Annotated in this window: 19 protein-coding genes; all 19 read right to left on the minus strand. The window is 46.8% G+C overall.

What is annotated here, in order from left to right; translation table 11 throughout:
• Positions 1-38: 38 nt before the first annotated feature.
• The 19 genes from MRBLPE1_RS00990 to MRBLPE1_RS01080 all read right to left on the minus strand — a co-directional run bounded on the left by MRBLPE1_RS00990 (position 39) and on the right by MRBLPE1_RS01080 (position 18,874).
• A complete protein-coding gene (locus MRBLPE1_RS00990) occupies positions 39-4,346 on the minus strand; it encodes a PolC-type DNA polymerase III (RefSeq protein WP_364140397.1) in 4,308 nt (1,435 codons plus the stop codon).
• Positions 4,347-4,389: 43 nt separating this feature from the next.
• A complete protein-coding gene (gene proS, locus MRBLPE1_RS00995; RefSeq protein ID WP_364140399.1) occupies positions 4,390-5,838 on the minus strand; it encodes a proline--tRNA ligase in 1,449 nt (482 codons plus the stop codon).
• A 10-nt stretch (positions 5,839-5,848) separates the two neighbouring features.
• Positions 5,849-7,123: an RIP metalloprotease RseP gene (gene rseP / locus MRBLPE1_RS01000; RefSeq protein WP_364140401.1), complete on the minus strand. Its 1,275-nt coding sequence runs from the start codon at positions 7,121-7,123 to the stop codon at positions 5,849-5,851.
• 88 nt (positions 7,124-7,211) lie between these two features.
• Entirely contained in the window at positions 7,212-8,351 is a 1,140-nt protein-coding gene (locus MRBLPE1_RS01005) for a 1-deoxy-D-xylulose-5-phosphate reductoisomerase (protein WP_364140403.1), read from the minus strand.
• A gap of 15 nt (positions 8,352-8,366) precedes the next feature.
• Positions 8,367-9,161 (minus strand): phosphatidate cytidylyltransferase, encoded by a 795-nt coding sequence (locus tag MRBLPE1_RS01010; RefSeq protein ID WP_364140406.1) that lies wholly within the window; start codon positions 9,159-9,161, stop codon positions 8,367-8,369.
• Positions 9,162-9,188: 27 nt separating this feature from the next.
• Positions 9,189-9,953, minus strand: coding sequence for an isoprenyl transferase (locus MRBLPE1_RS01015; protein ID WP_364140409.1), 765 nt, complete (start codon positions 9,951-9,953; stop codon positions 9,189-9,191).
• A gap of 61 nt (positions 9,954-10,014) precedes the next feature.
• A complete protein-coding gene (gene frr / locus MRBLPE1_RS01020) occupies positions 10,015-10,569 on the minus strand; it encodes a ribosome recycling factor (RefSeq protein ID WP_364140412.1) in 555 nt (184 codons plus the stop codon).
• Positions 10,569-11,297, minus strand: coding sequence for a UMP kinase (gene pyrH / locus MRBLPE1_RS01025; RefSeq protein ID WP_364140415.1), 729 nt, complete (start codon positions 11,295-11,297; stop codon positions 10,569-10,571). The genes frr and pyrH overlap by 1 nt, the downstream gene beginning before the upstream one ends.
• Before the next feature lie 102 nt (positions 11,298-11,399).
• Entirely contained in the window at positions 11,400-12,050 is a 651-nt protein-coding gene (gene tsf, locus MRBLPE1_RS01030) for a translation elongation factor Ts (RefSeq protein ID WP_364140418.1), read from the minus strand.
• A gap of 194 nt (positions 12,051-12,244) precedes the next feature.
• Positions 12,245-12,943 (minus strand): 30S ribosomal protein S2, encoded by a 699-nt coding sequence (gene rpsB / locus MRBLPE1_RS01035; protein ID WP_053375748.1) that lies wholly within the window; start codon positions 12,941-12,943, stop codon positions 12,245-12,247.
• Positions 12,944-13,132: 189 nt separating this feature from the next.
• Positions 13,133-13,702 carry a hypothetical protein gene (locus MRBLPE1_RS01040; RefSeq protein WP_364140421.1) on the minus strand — a complete coding sequence of 190 codons (570 nt, stop codon included), beginning with the start codon at positions 13,700-13,702 and terminating at the stop codon, positions 13,133-13,135.
• Entirely contained in the window at positions 13,695-14,249 is a 555-nt protein-coding gene (locus MRBLPE1_RS01045) for a DUF6115 domain-containing protein (protein WP_364140424.1), read from the minus strand. The genes MRBLPE1_RS01040 and MRBLPE1_RS01045 overlap by 8 nt, the downstream gene beginning before the upstream one ends.
• A gap of 46 nt (positions 14,250-14,295) precedes the next feature.
• The gene (locus MRBLPE1_RS01050; protein WP_364140426.1) at positions 14,296-14,622 is read right to left on the minus strand and encodes a hypothetical protein; all 327 of its coding nucleotides are present in this window, start codon (positions 14,620-14,622) and stop codon (positions 14,296-14,298) included.
• Positions 14,623-14,646: 24 nt separating this feature from the next.
• On the minus strand, positions 14,647-16,053 hold the full coding sequence (locus MRBLPE1_RS01055; protein WP_364140428.1) for a DUF342 domain-containing protein: 1,407 nt from the start codon (positions 16,051-16,053) through the stop codon (positions 14,647-14,649).
• A gap of 15 nt (positions 16,054-16,068) precedes the next feature.
• Positions 16,069-16,854: a FliA/WhiG family RNA polymerase sigma factor gene (locus tag MRBLPE1_RS01060; protein WP_364140430.1), complete on the minus strand. Its 786-nt coding sequence runs from the start codon at positions 16,852-16,854 to the stop codon at positions 16,069-16,071.
• 4 nt (positions 16,855-16,858) lie between these two features.
• Positions 16,859-17,296, minus strand: a complete 438-nt coding sequence (locus MRBLPE1_RS01065) for a hypothetical protein (RefSeq protein ID WP_364140433.1) — start codon at positions 17,294-17,296, stop codon at positions 16,859-16,861.
• Position 17,297: 1 nt separating this feature from the next.
• Positions 17,298-17,792 carry a chemotaxis protein CheD gene (locus MRBLPE1_RS01070; RefSeq protein ID WP_364140435.1) on the minus strand — a complete coding sequence of 165 codons (495 nt, stop codon included), beginning with the start codon at positions 17,790-17,792 and terminating at the stop codon, positions 17,298-17,300.
• A complete protein-coding gene (locus MRBLPE1_RS01075) occupies positions 17,789-18,409 on the minus strand; it encodes a chemotaxis protein CheC (RefSeq protein ID WP_364140437.1) in 621 nt (206 codons plus the stop codon). Before MRBLPE1_RS01075 ends, MRBLPE1_RS01070 begins: the two co-directional genes overlap by 4 nt.
• A gap of 3 nt (positions 18,410-18,412) precedes the next feature.
• Positions 18,413-18,874, minus strand: coding sequence for a chemotaxis protein CheW (locus MRBLPE1_RS01080; protein WP_364140440.1), 462 nt, complete (start codon positions 18,872-18,874; stop codon positions 18,413-18,415).
• Positions 18,875-18,884: the final 10 nt, after the last annotated feature.

Here is an 18,884-nt window from a genome sequence, read left to right on the forward strand (position 1 = left end):
ACTATAGTGACAAGAAATCTTTTCTAACTCACCCTTGTCTAGAACAGAGAAAGCTGGTTAGATTCAGGCAATCCTCGGAAGCAGCCCATGTTCCCAAGCACCTCGATTATCGTCTTTGTCGCCTTGGATTTCATTTGGAAATCTTCGATGGAAAGGTATTCCCCATCATTTCTGGATGCCGCGATATTGCGTGCCGCGTTATCCCCGATACCGGCTATTGCAGCAAATGGCGGAATAAGCGAATCGCCGTCTACTAGGAACTTCGTAGCATCGGAGCGGTAAAGGTCAATGGGCTTGAAGGAGAACCCGCGAGCTGTCATCTCAAGAGACATTTCCAGCTGTGACACCATGTTTTTCTCTTTAGGGAGCGCATTAAACCCTTTGGCTTCGATTTCGATCAGCTTCCGCAAAATCGCTTCATACCCTTGGCATAGCAGCTCTAAATCAAAATCATCCGCTCTTACCGTGAAATAAGTAGCGTAATACTCAATCGGATAATAAAGCTTAAAGTAGGCGGTTCGAACCGCCGATATGACATAGGCGGCAGCATGGGCTTTCGGGAACATGTACTCGATGCGGAGGCAGGAATCAATATACCACTGAGGTACTTTGCACCGCTTCATTTCATCGATCCATTCAGGCGTCAGACCTTTACCTTTACGCACGCTTTCCGTAATCTTAAAAGCCAGACCGGCATCCATCCCGGCCTTATAAATCAAGAATAGCATAATATCATCCCGGCACCCGATTACGGTTTTGATGTTGCAGGTCCCGTTTTTGATGAGTTCCTGCGCATTTCCGAGCCATACGCCCGTTCCGTGCGACAGACCGGAAATTTGCAGCAAATCGGCGAAGGAAGACGGTTGCGTTTCCTGAAGCATTTGGCGTACGAACTTTGTGCCCATCTCGGGGACTCCGTACGTAGCAACGGAAGACCGTATCTTCTCGCCCGGGATATTGAGCGCATTCGTAGAGTTAAACATACTCATGACCTTAGGATCATTCATCGGAATCGATGTGGGGTCGACGCCCGTTAAATCCTGCAGCATCCGCATCATGGTTGGATCATCATGACCGAGGATATCCAGTTTAAGCAAATTCTCATCGAACGCATGGTAATCAAAATGCGTCGTTTTCCATTCGGCATTCACGTCATCCGCCGGGAATTGCACAGGTGTGATGTCTTCAACCTCAATATAGTCGGGAACAACGACGATACCGCCTGGATGCTGTCCCGTGCTTCGTTTTACGCCCGTACAGCCGTTTGCAAGTCTGGCAAGCTCAGCGCCGCGCCATTTTTTGCTATGCTCTTCCTCGTACTTCTTCGCGAAGCCGTAAGCCGTTTTCTCGGCAACCGTACCGATCGTGCCTGCCCGGAATACCGCTTTATCCCCAAATAATACTTTCGTATAGTTATGGGCAACCGGCTGGTAGTCCCCGGAGAAGTTAAGATCGATATCGGGAACCTTATCGCCCTTAAATCCAAGAAAGGTTTCGAACGGAATATCCTGGCCTTCGCCCTTCATCGGCTTCTCGCATTTCGGACATAATTTATCCGGGAGGTCAAAGCCGCTCGGAATGCTGCCGTCCAGAAACCATTCGCTGTGGCGGCAATCCGAGTTTTTGCACAAATAGTGCGCGGGCAGCGGGTTAACCTCCGAAATACCAAGGAAGGTTGCAACGACCGAAGAACCTACGGAACCCCTGGAACCAACCAGATAACCGTCCGCATTGGATTTCTTCACGAGCTTCTCGGAAATCAAATAGTTCGCGGAAAATTTAAATTTAATGATCGGAATAAGTTCTTTTTCCAGCCGATCGATGACAACCTGCGGCAAATCTTCGCCATACATTGATTTTGCCGTATCATAGCACGTGTTGCGGATTTCCTCGTCGGCGCCTTCGATGTTAGGAGCAAACAGTCCTGTAGGAAACATGTCGTACGGCTCGAAACGATCGGCAAGCTCCACGGTATTCGTAATAACAACTTCACGGGCACGCGCTTCACCTAGAAAAGCAAATTCCTCCAGCATCTCTTCCGTTGTACGGAAATGCGCATCGGGCTTTCGTATGCTTTTCAATGGGCTAAAGCCCGTAATCCCGTGGATCGTAATGTCACGGTACATTTTATCCCGCGGATTCAGGTAATGTACGTTGCCGGTTGCGATAACCGGTTTCCCCAGCTCATCGCCGATTTGGCAAATTCGTCGGTGGGCCTGCTCGATCTCGGCTCTGCTTCCGACAAGACCCTTCTCTACTAGATGCATGTAAAAATCAATCGGTTGAATTTCTAGAACATCGTAGAAGCGAGCTACCTCAAGAGCTTCTTCATACGATTTGTTCAATACCGTTTCAAAAAACTCGCCCTTCTCGCAGCCCGAAATGACAAGCAAGCCTTCGCGGTGCGCCGTAAGCTTCGTTTTCGGAATTGTCGCAACGCGTTTGAAATGTTCCGTGTGCGACAGAGAAATAAGCTTGAATAAGTTTTTCTTGCCGACTGCGTTTAACGCATAGATATTGCTATGGAAAGGACGTGAATTGGATAAGTCAATGCCCACGTAATCATTAAGCTGATGAAGATTCGTAATATTGCGTTCAGCAGCATCCGCAATAAGACCGTACAGCACGCCGCCTAGAGCGAGCGAGTCATCCACGGCGCGGTGATGGTTTTCAAGACTAATTTTGTATTTATCCGCTAATGTGTTCAAGCGATGGTTTTTGAGCGTCGGAAAAATAAATCTAGCCAGTTCAAGCGTATCCAGCACGGGGTTTTTGACCTCCGGCAAGCCAATCGCTTTGCAATTCGCTTGAATGAAACCGATATCGAATCGCGCATTATGCGCTACGAGCACATCATCGCCAATAAATTCAATGAATTCACGAAGTTTCGGTTCAATTTCAGGCTGTCCTTTAACCATATCGTCATTAATATTAGTCAGCTGCTGAATATGGTAAGGAATTTTTTCATGCGGGTCGATCAGGGTAGAGAAACGATCTATTTCCTTGCCTTCTCGCATCTTTACGCCGGCAAGCTCAATGATTTTGTTATTAATAACGGATAAACCGGTCGTCTCTATATCGAAAACGATATAGGTAGCTGTAGCTAGCGGCTCTGGCCTGGATTCCAATACCATCGGCACCGCGTCGTTAACGATATTAGCTTCAACGCCGAACAGCACTTTGATGCCATGCTTTTTGGCCGACTTATTCGCATCCGGATAACATTGCACATTGCTGTGATCCGTAACCGCAATCGCCTTATGTCCCCATTTGGCAGCAGTCTTAATATATACATCAACTGGCGTAACCGCGTCCATCGCGCTCATTGTCGTATGAAGATGAAACTCGACGCGCTTTTCTTCGGCCTTGTCCATTCGGTCGGGAGGCGATTTGACCTCATGCAAATCATTCGGCATCATGACGAGCTCCGGTTCCTGCATAAAGCGGTCATATTCGACTCTGCCGCGTGCCTTGATCCATTTCCCGTTGGCGAGCTGGCTCAATATTTTTACGTCATCTTTCGTTTTGGCAAACATTTTCATGGCAATAGAATCCGAGAAGTCGGTTACGTTAAACGTAAATAACGTGCTGCCGTTACGCAGCTCTTTTACATCTAACCCAAATACAGCGCCCTGCACGGTAATTTTCTTCTCTTCTTCTATAATATTCATTAGAGGTACAGGCTCTTCGCGAATATCGTACCCGACCGCAAGCTTGATCTCCGCATCATCCACAAGGTCGGACTCTGATTGGGAACTAGCCATAAGCTCTTGTACATACTCACGTTCTTCCTGCACGATTTTAAGCGCGTATTCATCCAAAATTTCTTGCCTGGACTCACTGACAATCATTTTAACCTTGCAGGCACGCTGAAAATGGTCATTATAAAATCGGATAATTTCCTCATCAAGACGTTTTTTGCGGGCAAGCTCTAAACCCGTATTATCGAGTAAAGATAATATTAATGTTTCGTCTTCCACCGCTATCGTTGCTTTTTGGAGCCAGCCGTTAACCGAAGCGATCTCACGCTGTGCCCACTCCATAAATAAACCCCAATATTGCAAAACGATAGACTCGGTCTCTACGACAGAATCATAGATAAATAGAAACTTGACTGCGGCAATATGTTCAAACTTGACACGCGTCGCTTGACAAAGACCGTTATAGGCCTGTAAAGGCACCATGGACGTTTTGCGGATGCAAAACGTCCATTCACGGTTACTATTGCTTACTATGACTTGCTCAATATATCCATCTTGGAAATAAGATTGTATAAGTTCTTGCGGCAGCCCCGATTGCTGTAATAGCATTTCGAAGCGCTGCCGATTGTCCGCGGTTTGGCCCAAAAAAATCAACTCCTTAAGATCCGAACCGAACTAGCTTCAGTCCTTAATAAGCTCTTGCAAATACAACGGTATGTTTAGCTGAATCTCCGCACACGAGACATGTTTCTTTTTGAACGGTCGGTTCAAACGGAATATTGCGGCTCGTTGCTCCCGTTTCTTCCTTGACCTGCTTCTCACAAGCGGCAGATCCGCACCAGCCGGCTTCTACGAAACCACGCTGTTCTTCCAAGAAGCTCTTCATTTCATCAAGCGTATCCAGCGTACGTGAGTTGTCGATGCGGAACTGCTTCGCCCGGTTAAACATTTCTTGATGCGTTTCTTCCAGCATCGCTTCTACCTCAGCGATCAGGTTGGCCTGCTGTACTACGCGTTTTTCACCGGTAATACGCGATACTAGCACGACTTGTCCATTTTCCATATCGCGCGGCCCCAGCTCTAAGCGAAGCGGAACGCCGCGCATTTCGTATTCATTGAATTTCCAGCCTGGGCTAACATCGGCACGGTCGTCCACGCGGACGCGAACGCCGGCTTTTTTGAGCTCGGCATAAAGCTCGTCCACGCGTCCTACAACCTGCTCCCGCATTTTCGCTGGACCAATCGGAATCATAATCACTTGTGTCGGCGCAACCTTCGGAGGCAGCGCAAGACCGCGATCATCGCCGTGAACCATGATCAGCGCACCGATCAGTCTCGTGCTTACGCCCCAGGAAGTCGTGTGCGCAAACTGCAATGTATTTTCGCGATCGAGATATTTAATGTCAAAAGCAACCGCAAATTTCGAACCGAGATAATGGGAGGTTCCAGCTTGTACAGCCTTTCCGTCCTTCATCATTGCTTCAATCGAATAAGTATCAACAGCGCCTGCGAACCGCTCGGATGGTGTTTTTTCGCCTTTGATCACGGGGATCGCTAGAAACTCCTCAACAAACTGAGTGTAAACATCCAGCATCTGCATCGTTTCTTGACGTGCTTCCTCTTCGTTTTCATGCGCCGTATGGCCTTCCTGCCACAAAAACTCGCTTGTGCGCAGGAATGGCATCGTACGTTTTTCCCAGCGGACGACGTTAGCCCACTGGTTGATTAACAGAGGAAGATCGCGATAGGATTGAATCCATTTCGAATACATATGGCCAAACATCGTTTCCGATGTCGGCCGTATCGCAAGACGTTCTTCAAGCTTCTCGCCGGCTGCTTCCGTTACCCATGGCAGCTCAGGATTGAAGCCTTCGACATGCTCTTTTTCCTTTTGAAAAAAGCTCTCTGGAATGAATAAAGGGAAATAAGCGTTGCGGTGACCCGTTTCTTTGAAGCGCCGGTCAAGATCCCGTTGAATATTTTCCCAAAGCTCATAGCCCTCGGGGCGGAAAATGATACAGCCTCTAACTGGTGAGTAATCCATTAGCTCGGCTTTTTTTATTACATCAAGATACCATCTGGAGAAATCCTCGCTTTGCGGCGTGATTTCCGTTACGAACTGTTTATCTTTAGACATGAGCGACCAATTACTCCCCTCTTACCAATCGTAAAATATCGTTATATGTTACTACAAGCATGAGCAGCATGAGCAGAGCAAACCCTACAAAATGCACCATGCTCTCGCGGTTCGGATCGATTGGACGGCGGCGGACCGCCTCGATTCCAAGAAAAATCAATCGGCTTCCATCCAATGCCGGAATTGGCAACAGATTGAAGATACCTAAATACAAGCTGAGCAGCGCCGTCCAGGACGTCAATTGAACGATCCCTTGTTGGGCAATTTGGCTTGTATATTCCATTGTTCGGACAGGTCCGCCAAGATCATCCAGCTTGAACTCTCCGAATATAATCTTTTTGAAGCCGTCAAAAATACTAATCGTCATATTTTTCATCAGCTTGCCCGCGCCGGAAAAGGTTTCCCCGAACGTTGCTGGGCGAGTAGGTATTGCCGCGCTGATGCCGACCTTTCCTACGCCCTCTTCGTTCGGTACAGGCGTAATAACGACCTGTTGGGTTTTGCCGTCACGAATAATATCCATACGGATCGGAACATTCGGAGATTTTCCGATAATCGCAATCATTTTGTCAAAATCGGCGCCGATTTTTTCTCCGTTAACGGCATCAATCACGTCGCCCTCTTTCAGGTCTACCTTAGCAGCAGGCATTCCCTCTGAAATCTGGCCTACGAGCAGCTTATCCGGTGACTCGACTGGAATACCGGCCATTTGGATATAGGCAGCAAATAATACGAAAGCAAGCACGAAGTTCATCAGCGGCCCTGCAAAAATCGCAAGCGCGCGCTGCGAGACCGTTTTGCTTCCGAATTGTCTATCGATCGGAGCAATTTGCGTTTCTTTCCCTTTGGTTATCATTAAAGCGGCCGGGTGGACTGAGAACGTCTCATTCTCGCCTTCGACATCTAATGTTACTGAAAGTTTATGCTCCAAATCAATGGTAACTATTTCACCGCGAATAACACCGCTCCGCTCATCAAGGCGGTCCAAATAAAGCCGGGTTACCTTATCGTCTTTCAGACGGACCGCTATCGTTTGTCCTGGCTGGACATCTACAATTTCCGGATCCTCTCCCGCCATGCGGACAAATCCGCCGGCAGGTATTAACCGCAGCGTATATCTCGTTTCGCCGCGTTTTACCGAGAATAGCTTCGGTCCGAAGCCGATTGCAAATTCGCGTACCAAAATGCCCGCTCGCTTTGCGAAATAGTAATGACCCCATTCATGAATCGTCACGATCACAAAAAAGACGAGTATCGTCAAAAAGACAACCTGAATCATATGCATTAAGCTAAAGCCCCCTGTTCGTTACGGCCTGTACATAGATTATCATTATTCTCCCGTCCGATACAAGAGAACCGGGTTTCAACCGATTTTATGCGGATTCAGCGACTCGGCGCGCCCAAGCATCCACTTCTGCGATCATCTGCAAATCATTAATATCAGATGCGTCGTGCTGACCGACTACCGATTCTAATATCCGTTCAATGTCAAGAAACGAAATTTCGCCTTTTAGAAAGCGAGCTACGGCAACCTCGTTTGCCGCGTTGAACACAGCCGGCGCAGATTGACCCAGTCTGCCGCATTCAAAAGCCAATCGCAAGCAAGGATATCTTTCGAAATCCATTTCGCGAAAATGCAGTTTGCCGATTTGGGCAAGATTGAGCCTGTCCGTAGGCGTTGCATTACGGTGCGGATAGGATAACGCATATTGAATCGGTACTCGCATATCAGGCATCCCAAGCTGTGCAATGACGCTGTTATCGGAAAACTCCACATAAGAATGAATGATGCTTTCCGGATGAATAATGACATCTATTTGATCGTATGTAACATCGAACAGCCATTTAGCTTCGATGACTTCAAGGCCCTTATTGACCATCGTCGCCGAATCAATCGTAATTTTTGCCCCCATTGACCAGTTGGGGTGATTAAGTGCTTCAGCAACCGTTACGCCTTCAAGCTGCGCTCTCGTCCGGTCCCGAAAGGATCCGCCGGAGGCCGTTAACGTAATTTGATTGATGGACCTGCGGTCTTCCCCATTCAAGCATTGGAAAATAGCCGAGTGCTCACTGTCTATCGGCAAAATCGATACGCCGCGCTCCTTCGCGCGTTCCATCACAATGTGGCCCGCAGTAACGAGCGTCTCTTTATTGGCAAGACCGATCGTTTTACCTGCATCAATCGCTGCAAGTGTTGCTGGCAGGCCTCTGCTGCCCATGATTGCCGTGACAGCGATATCAGCGTCCGTACCTGCTGCAACCTCAATGAGTCCCTCTTCGCCATATACGATTCGCGTACCCGCAGGAATCTGCGAGCGCACGGACTCCGCATCTGCTTTGGATGCCAAACTGACGATTGCAGGCTTAAATTGATTTGCTTGTTCAATCAATAAATCGACATTTGCACCCGCAGATAATCCAACAACCTTGTAGCGTTCTGGATCATGAGCGATGATATCCAACGTCTGTGTTCCGATCGAACCTGTTGAACCTAAAATGCTTATTTTCTTCATGCACATCCTCCTGACTTATACGGGCAGCAGCTCTGTAAGCACTAACAGCGGAAATACGATAAGCCAGCTGTCGCATCGGTCAAGCACACCGCCATGTCCCGGTAACAACGTCCCTGTATCCTTAATATCTCTGACCCGCTTATACGCGGATTGAATTAAATCACCAAATTGGCCGGCTACGGCTGCAATCAACCCGATAAGCAAAGCTTTTGGCAATGTAACAAAATCAGGCATAATGACTGCAAATGCAGCGGATACAATTAAGGAAAGCAATACGCCCCCCAAGGCACCTTCAATCGTTTTGTTGGGACTGATCGACGGCCAAAGCTTGGTCTTGCCGATGGCCCGTCCCGTAAAATAAGCACCGATATCCGATGCCCAGATACATCCAAAGGACAAAAAAGTCCATAACAAGCCATACAGCTCAATTTGACGAACTTCGCCCATTGCCGCAAAGCCATAACCTACATATAAAGCGCCAAGCAACATAAGTGCGGCGCCATCGATTGTCGTTCTATTTTTAGTAATCACGGTGATTGCCAGCAATAAGAAGGCAAGTATCCACAGAATAGTCAATGCTGACGGAACGGTAATTCCCCAATCCGACCACGGAAGCACAAACAGTAGCACGCCCGCATATCCGAGCAATGAAGACGGATGCGACCATGCTACACCATTCATGCGCGCATATTCAGTAAAGCCGATAATTGCAAGTAATACAAGAAGACTGCTGTATAACCATCCGCCTACTACCGTTAAGCCAATGAAGCCTACTCCTGCCACTACACCCGTAATAATTCGTTGTCTCAATGAAAAGTCACACTCCGTTGCTTGAAGCTACAATCCACCGTATCGACGCGCACGGCGCTGATATTCCAAAATCGCTTCTTGAAAATGTGCTTCCGTAAACTCCGGCCAATACACATCCGTAAACCATAATTCACTGTACGCAAGCTGCCACATCATAAAATTACTTAACCGCAATTCCCCGCTTGTTCGAATAAGTAAATCCGGGTCCGGCAATCCGCTTGTTAGCAATCGGTCAGACATGACTTTGTCATCAATCTCATCGATTGATAATTGTCCTTGCTGCACCTCTGTTGCGATATTTTTCACAGCTTCAAGCATTTCCTTACGGCTTCCGTAATTTAATGCAAAATTGAGAACAAGACCGGTATTATTGGCAGTCTTAACAATGGCTTCCTCTACGGCGCTTATCGTAAATGACGGCAAATCTTCTTTGTGTCCCATCATTCGAACCTGCACGTTATTTGCGATTAGATCTTCTAATTCAATCTCAAGAAATTGCTGAGGAAGTTTCATGAGAAAATCCACTTCAGCCTTAGGTCTCTTCCAGTTTTCCGTAGAAAATGCGTATAACGTCAAATATTTGACGCCAAGCCGATCTGCTGCAATGGTTATGCGTTTGACCGCTTTCATCCCAGAATGATGACCTGCCATTCGTGGCAATCCACGATCTTTAGCCCAGCGACCGTTTCCATCCATAATAATCGCAACATGCTCAGGCACGTTTTCTGAGGCCACAGAATCAGTCGGCTGTAAGGACGATTTGCCTAATTTGGCCCAAAGTCGCTCGATCATCTTACTTCCTCCCAACTGAAATCAAAACCAAACCCCACCTATCGGAGGGGCCCAGAAATCTTTATACTTCCATAATTTCCTTTTCTTTAGCAACAAGGACTTTATCTACTTCAGCAATAAATTTATCGGTAGCCTTTTGAATATCTTCTTGGTGACCGCGTGATTCATCTTCAGAAATTGTTGTTTTCTCAAGTTTTTTCACTCCGTCATTCGCGTCGCGGCGAATATTGCGGATAGCTACCTTCGCTTCTTCACCAAGCTTTTTCGATGTTTTTACGAGCTCAGCACGCCGCTCTTCTGTAAGCGGCGGGATAGAAAGACGAATCGAGGTGCCGTCATTCGAAGGCGTAAGGCCAAGATCCGATTTCATGATCGCTTTCTCGATCGCCGACATAGACGATTTGTCCCACGGTTGAATGAACAACGTACGGGAATCTGGTGTACTGATGTTAGCAAGTTGATTGACAGGCGTCATTGACCCGTAATATTCGACTTGGATGCGATCAAGCAAAGCAGCACTTGCTTTACCCGCGCGCAAAGAAGACAAATCACGTTTTAGTGCCGAAATCGCTTTATCCATACGTTCTTCTGCGTTTTTTTTCAGCTCTTGTGGCATTATTTCGCACTTCCTCTCACTATCGTTCCGATTTTCTCACCCAGCACGACGCGTTTAATATTCCCTTTCTCCGTAATTGCAAATACGATTAGAGGAATATTATTATCCATGCAAAGTGATGCAGCAGTTGAATCCATTACGCCTAAATTACGATTTAACATATCGAGGTATGTAAGCTCCTCAAATTTTTCAGCCGCGCTATCCTTAAACGGATCAGCAGAGTATACGCCGTCCACTTTATTTTTCGCCATCAAAATAACTTCTGCCTCGATTTCAGCTGCACGGAGTGCTGCTGTCGTATCCGTAGAGAAGAACGGATTACCGGTACCTGCTGCGAAAATAACTACACGGCCTTTCTCTAAGTGACGAATGGCACGACGTCTAATGTAAGGCTCAGCGATTTGTTGCATCGCGATTGATGTTTGTACGCGGGTCGGAACATCGATTTGTTCCAGCGCATCTTGAAGTGCGAGTGAATTCATAAGAGTAGCCAGCATACCCATATAATCGGCTGTTGCACGGTCGATTCCTTTTGCCGAACCGGCAATACCGCGCCATATGTTACCGCCGCCGACGACAATGGCCACTTCTATGCCTAGCGCTACGACTTCTTTCACCTGATCAGCAATCGATGAGATAACTGTTGCTTCTATACCATAGCCTTCTTGCCCTGACAATGATTCACCGCTGACTTTCAACACGATACGTTTATACACAGGCTGCTCCAACGTTAATACCTCCATCATGCACCTCAGTAGATGAGGTCCTCAAATATGTTCTATTCATACAAGCAGGCGGGGCGGACGCCCCGCCCCGCCTGTGCGTTCGGATTAATGTTTTACTTGAGCCATAACTTCTTCTACGAAGTTGTCTACTTTTTTCTCTAGGCCTTCACCAAGCTCATAACGAACGAAGCGACGGATGGAAATGTTCTCGCCAATTTTGTTGATTTTTTCATTAAGTAAAGTTGCGATCGTTTTGTCTGGGTCTTTGATGAACGATTGTTCCATCAGACAGAACTCCTCGTAGTATTTCGAAATACGGCCTTCAACCATTTTTTCAACGATTTTTTCCGGTTTGCCTTCGTTAAGCGCTTGAGCTTTCAGAATCTCGCGCTCTTTTTCAAGCTCTTCCGATGAAACTTCTTCGCGACGAACAAATTTAGGGTTAGCTGCTGCAATTTGCATAGCTACGTCTCTTGCGAATTCACGGAATTGATCTGTTTTAGCAACAAAATCAGTTTCGCAGTTTACTTCAACGATAACGCCGATACGGCCGCCAGCGTGAATATACGATTCAACTACGCCTTCAGTTGCGATACGGCCCGCTTTATTTGCTGCAGCTGCCAAACCTTTTTCACGTAGGAAAGCAATGGCTTTCTCGATATCGTTGTTTGTTTCGTCAAGAGCTTTCTTGCAATCAAGCATCCCTGCTCCAGTTCTTTCCCGTAGTTCTTTTACCGCGCTAGCACTAACTGCCATTGTAAGCCCTCCTATAAGTTTTACAAAGCCTTATTGGCTTAGTAATTGATTGATTGGTTTGTTTAATGAAATATAAACCCCTTACTCCTAAACTATACAAGCTGTTTATTTTTAGTGATTTACATTCAAAAAAAGGGCAGTGAGAGGTTTATCACCATCTGACCACCCTTTGTTGACTAACTAAAGTCTTTAAATTAAGCCGTTGTTTGCTCGCCTTGGTTAGCTTCAACGATTGCATCAGCCATTTTCGACGTCAACAACTTAACGGCACGGATTGCATCATCGTTACCTGGAATTACGTAGTCGATTTCGTCCGGATCACAGTTCGTATCAACGATACCAACGATAGGGATTCCAAGTTTGCGAGCTTCTGCAACAGCAATGCGCTCTTTGCGTGGGTCAATGATGAACAACGCGCTAGGCAAACCTTTCATTCCTTTGATACCGCCAAGGAATTTTTCCAAACGGTCTTTTTCTTTGCGAAGAATGATAACTTCTTTCTTCGGAAGAACTTCGAAAGTGCCGTCCTCTTCCCACTTCTCAAGTTGCTTCAAACGGTCGATACGTTTTTGAATCGTTTGGAAGTTAGTAAGAGTACCGCCGAGCCAACGTTGGTTGATGTAGAAGTTGCCGCAACGTTCTGCTTCTTCTTTCACGGAATCTTGAGCTTGTTTTTTTGTACCTACGAACAGCATAGTGCCGCCGTCTGCAGCAATCGATTTAACAAAGTTGTACGCTTCGTCAACTTTCTTAACCGTTTTTTGCAAATCGATAATGTAAATCCCGTTTCTTTCTGTGAAGATATAACGATCCATCTTCGGGTTCCAACGACGAGTCTGATGACCGAAGTGTACCCCAGCTTCTAGTAGCTGTTTCATGGAAATAACCGCCATTTCTTCAACACCTCCTGTAATGGTTTTTTTAGTGCTCCTCCGCTAGTCGCATCTTTCGTCAAAACTTCCGCCGGGCGGAAGCACCGTTTGACAAAATTGACCTGCGTGCGTTTTTAACACCGTGAATTAATATACCATAAATACCTATTGGGTGCAACATTCGTTTGAGAAAAAGAAAAGATAGGATAACTATTTTTTACTAGACGTTAAAGCATCCGCTTGTTCTTTCGTAAGCGGCTCACCCGTAACGATAGCAATGGCAGCATCAACCGTTATACGTTCTTGAAACAAAAAATAACCGGCGCGAACCAGCTGCTTGGACTTCTTCATTTTTTGAACGAAAGCGGCTTGGTCATCGATAATACCTTGGGATGCAAGCAGCTCTGCAGTTTTTGATAAACCTGTTCCTGCTTCGATTCTGATTACATGCTTTACTGCTGCTTTCCTAACAGGCGTGGCAGTAGCTTTCGGCTCATTAGAGATTGTATGGGTTGGCAGCTCCTTGACAGGTGAAGGCGTCGCTGCCGTCTTCGTTTCCTCCGCTCCCGCATTGATTTCCTGATCGAGCTGCATGGAATCCCGCTCAGCTTTCAATAACGCGTCAACTTCGACTTGCGTATAGCTTTTCTCCTCTGCGGAGCTGTCTCTTTCATTCAACTTTAGCCGGCTTTGCTCGCCTGATAACATAAGCTGAAACAATAAGGCCCCAATAATAATGCCGGTTCCTAAACCGATTAGGAAAGTGCGATTTTTAAGCATGGGCGGCCCCCTCCTGCTTGGCCAGCTGAATAATAAGCTGTACTTCGCCTTTATTCATGCCTAGCTTTTTGGAAATGGTTTCGATAGATTTCCCCTGCTCATATAACTCAAATAAATCCTTATATCTGGATTGGATCGTTTTTGCTTCAATCCCTGCTGCTTTCTCAGGCACAGGCTGTACGACCTCAGGATGTTCTTGAGTAATCCTATCTTCGGATGACGGATTGGCAGGTCTTTCCGCCAGTTGCCCTGCTGAAACGCGATTAGAGTGCATAATCTGAAGTTGATCGGTTAATTGTTCGCACTTTTGCTCCAGCTGGGCAATTCTTTGATCTTTGCGAGTCGCATCCGCCTTTGATTCGAGCTGCGCGTTTCTGACTAATTGGACAAGTTCTTCATTGTCCTTCTCCATGTTTTCCATAAATTGCTCTAATGCGTTTTCCATGTTTTGCATGGTTTGCGGCGGTAATGCAGAATCGTGCTTCTTGCGAGGCATTATAAAGGCACCAACAATAACAACCGCTCCGAGTAATACAATATATTGCAAGTATGGCTGCATCGTTCATAGCCTGCCTTTCTAAAAAAGCCTTGTTTTATAGCTTGATATCAAACCTATGTCCCTTAAATGGATGAGCAGGGGGTTGCTCTTCCCCATGATTCTCAATTGCTGATTCTGGACGTTTTCGATTAGCCTTTTGGTGTGCATCCCCCTGCTGGCCTTCTTGGTCATTACGGATATGCGCTCCGTTTGATTGTTCGACAGCCGAATTTTTCCCGCGTAAAATTTCGGTTTGTTTCGTCGTTTGAGCAGCCAGCATATTTTGATCCGCAACAGGCTTATGAATGGCTTGGCCGTGCTTACCACTAAACTCTTGTGTCCGTGGAACTGACATTTGCAAATCGATGGATTTAAATGTCATACAGGTTTCCCCCTTTGGACGACATTATGTGGTATAAGGAACCAGAACGATGTCGCCTTCGGAATACCGGAAGGATACTCGTTGCGACGAATCCTTCACGAATTTCGTATATCTGCCAATGACAATCTTCGTACCGCCGTAAACAATGTTGCTAACATCGATTTTTGAGCGATCCGTATTCTCAAGCGTTCTTTCGATCTCCAGAATTCGAGTTTTGGTTTGGTCATTTTCAAGCAGCATTTGCCGTTTGGATGTCTTTAGCTTGATTCTCAAAGCGAGCTTATCCGGCGTAAGTTGACCTGCCGCAGCCAATTGGTCGAGAATAGTCAGCGCTTTATCCGTTTTGTCCAAACTTTCCATATACAGCTTCATCTTAGTTCGAAGTTCGAGCAGCTCCGCTCGGTACTCCGGATTAACGCCGACCTCAATCGTCGTGGCTGTCGACATGGTGTTTCCGATTGTCCGCGCGATGACCAAATCGCCTGCCTGAACAAGCCCGCCTACGATTAATCCCTTTGCGCCAGAGCATATAACATTTTTGCCCGCTCTTACATGGGAATGCATAATACTTTGGGAAACAAGCACTTCTTCGCCTGCAATGACATTGCCTTCTTGGATGAAGCTGCTTCGAACGTTGCGTCCTGCTTTTACAAAGCCCTTATTGCCTCCCAGGATGCCTCCCGTTATTTCTACCGAGCCTTCTGATTCTATTTCTGCTCCTTCAACTCCGCCAATCACCCGGATATCTCCGGATGCCTTGACTCGGAATCCGCTAAGGACATTTCCGCGGATAACTACCGTACCGACAAAATCTATATTTCCCACGCTGTAATCGACATCGCCATTCACTTCATAGACGGGAAATACGTTGATTTTCTCTTTATCCGTCAAGGCAATAAGACCGTCTATGGCAGAATACATAGCGGTCTGATCATCATTCAAAACGACGTTCTTGCCTACTTTAAAGCGTACCTGCTTGCCTAGCTTAGGGGGAATATCTTCGCCTGTCACGGTTTTGCCGAAAGGTCCCGGAGCTGGGTCATAGCGTTCCGCAATCAATTGTCCCCGTTTTACGTTTTTCAGTTGTACGACTTCTTTGAAATCCACCTTGCCGTCTTCAAGCTCGGCTGGAACCTGGTTGTTTTTATTCATATCGTACGCCAGCTTAACAAACCCATCCTTACCGGGTACGGGAGCCTCCCCTTGCGCGACAAGCGTCTGTTCTTTGCAGAACGCGAGAGGATTAGTGCCAATCTGATTCAGAACCTCTTTTCGAAGACCGTAAACAATTCCTTTGCTGCGTAAGAAACCCTCCAGCTCATCGCCGTCACATTCGAATTCATCCGTAATCCTGCTAAATGATATGAAGGCAGACAGCTTATCGGCTGATGTCTGGATGCGTAGGTATGATTCTAACTGTAGATTATCCACCTGACTCCTCCTCTCTTAATGCTGCATGAGTTGATCTTTATGCTTAGCCAAAGCTCCCCGAAGCCGTAAAATGGCTTTCGAATGGAGCTGGGAAATTCGCGACGGTGAAAGTGACATTACTTCCGCAATTTCACTCAATGATAATTCTTCATAGTAGAACAGAGACACGACGGTGCGTTCCTTATCCGTAAGCCGATCAATGCCTTTTACTAGGGATTCCTTTATATAAAACTCATGTACCTTATGATCCGGATTTTTTGCTTTGTCATCTACGAGCAGAGACATTCTTGTCTCTGATTCTTCTTCTCGAATCGGGTCTTCCAGAGAGCAAACGGTCGTAACGGCGATATCTTGGAGCATGTTCGTAAATTCTTTCTCCGACAATTCGAGATAACGACTGATCTCGGCATCCGTCACGGAGCGCAAATATTGCTGCTCTAAATGCTGATATGCCTCCTCGACTCTTTTCGCTTTCTCACGCACGGAGCGCGGGACCCAATCTCCTTGCCGCAAGCCGTCGATGATCGAGCCGCGGATGCGCCAAGAGGCATAGGTCTCGAATTGCAATCCGCGGCCGTAATCGAATTTCTCAATCGCATCGATTAATCCCATGACGCCGTTGCTCGCAAGATCGTCCTTAATGACATTTTTGGGAAGGCCGATAGCCATTCGATTCGTTACATAATCAACAAGCGGCAAATACTGTTCGATAAGACTTTTCTTTGCTTCCAAATCGCCCTGTTCTCTCCAGGCTTGCCACATCTGCAAGTTTGTCAAATGAGGGGGTTTCTGCTCAGTCATCGACTCACTCTCCTGTCAGGTGACGAATGGCTTTTACCAATTCTTCAGGCTGTGTATTTTTTGTAGATAACAATTGTGGCGGACTCAGCGGTTTAAAGCCGGCAGCATCTTTATTTTGAGCATCGGCGTTCGGGGCAGCTCCCCCAGCCTGCAGCTGCGACTTTAACATTTCATTAAGATCCGCTGACTCGTCTGGCGTTTGCAAATCAAGCTGCCCGCCTTTGCCCTCTTCCTCTTCCGTTAATTCGCCTACGATGGCAGGAGGTTGAAGGATGTATGCCAATATTGCTCGCACTCCATACGCAAGAACAAAAAAAGCGATGAAAGCATACATACTTCTAAGCAGCATTACCGTAATCGGATTGTTTCCGATGGAAAAAGCTACCGTCAGCACTGTACCGAAAATTCCAAATACGACATTCCATCGCCATGTTCCCAGCATATCAAATCTCCTTTGTTCCAAACTGCACACTTCTAATCGATAGCATTCCGCTTACGCTGTTAAATTCAATCGTACGCCCAAAACTCCCGCCCGTATCTTGAGAAATAATGGGAATCTTGAATCTGCGCAGCATTTCCGTACAGGATTCCACATTGCGGGGACCGATCCTAAGAGAATCCGATTGCCCGGACATGGCGAACATTTGAGCGCCGCCGGCCATTTTTGCTTTCATGCTCACAACATGCGCACCGGCTGCCAACATTCGGTCAAGCAGCTCAGGGATGGCAGTATCTGCGTACTTGGCCAAATTTATTTTGGTCTCGCGGGCAATTTCTGAAGACGGAAGCATGACATGAGCCATTCCGGCTACTTTCCTTATGGGATCAAACAAGGTCAGCCCGACGCAAGATCCTAAGCCGGTCGTTTTGAGTATCGCTCCATCTGTTGCAATATTTAAATCTGCCATGCCGACTTTGACCAAATTTTGTTGTATCATTCGCTAACGACTCCCAAAGCCCTAAATATTTTCTCAAACGACTCCGGGTCTGGAATGAGGAAAAAATGTCCCTCAAGCGACTGACGATCCTCCAAAAACGTCGTTTCGATCAAAAGGGCCGAGTCACCCATTTCACCGTACTGCATTAATCCGTAGCTCAGTACGGCTCCTGCCATATCAACCGCAATAGCAGGAACGGATGGTGCCATCGTTAATTGCGTGAAGTCAGCCAAGGAGGAAAGGTAGGAGCCTGCCAATATATTGCCGATTTCGCAAAGCGCGGACAGCTCCATTTCCGAATATCCCTCTTGCTCTTCGATATTCATCGAAAGCAGCTGACGTAAAATGCGTCTCGCGGATTCTTCCTCTATGATGAAGAACATATTACCTGGTGCTTCCCCTTCCACTCGGAGAAAAACAGCGATGACGATTTGTTCGGATCCGCCGACACGCTCAGCGACTTCTTCGAATGGAAGCAAGCTTACCTTAGGAACGGCCATATCCACGGGTTTGTCCAATAAACGTGATAAAGCGGTAGCAGCGTTACCTGCCCCAATATTGCCGACTTCTTTCAATACATCAAGCTCGAATGCTTCAAACCGGCTAAATAGGCTCACTTGCTAGACCTCAAGCTGTTCGATCTGAATGATTTCGCTCTTGTTCAATACCTCGGACAGGTTCAGCATGATGAGAAGTCGACCTTCACCAAGCTTGGCAATGCCCCTTAAGTATTTAGCTTTAATGCCTCCGACAATCTCCGGCGGCAAGTCGATTGAATCCGTATCGATGTCGATAACATCATTTGCGGAGTCAACAATGAAACCTACCTCAATGTCTGCAACGGCAACAACGATGATTCTTGAATTTTCGGTCGGCGTCGTTTCCGAAAGGTTGAACCGGCCGCGAAGATCAATGACAGGAACGACCACGCCGCGGAGGTTGATGACCCCTTTAATAAATGAAGCCGTTTTCGGAACGCGTGTAATTGGAGACAATCTTTCAATCGTGCGGACCTTATCTACTTCAATTCCATACTCTTCGCTGCCGAGTGCAAACACGATAACCTTTAATTCTTCTCCCATCGTAAAAACC

Source organism: Paenibacillus sp. LPE1-1-1.1 (assembly GCF_040676435.1).
In the GTDB taxonomy this organism is placed as follows: Bacteria; Bacillota; Bacilli; order Paenibacillales; family Paenibacillaceae; genus Pristimantibacillus.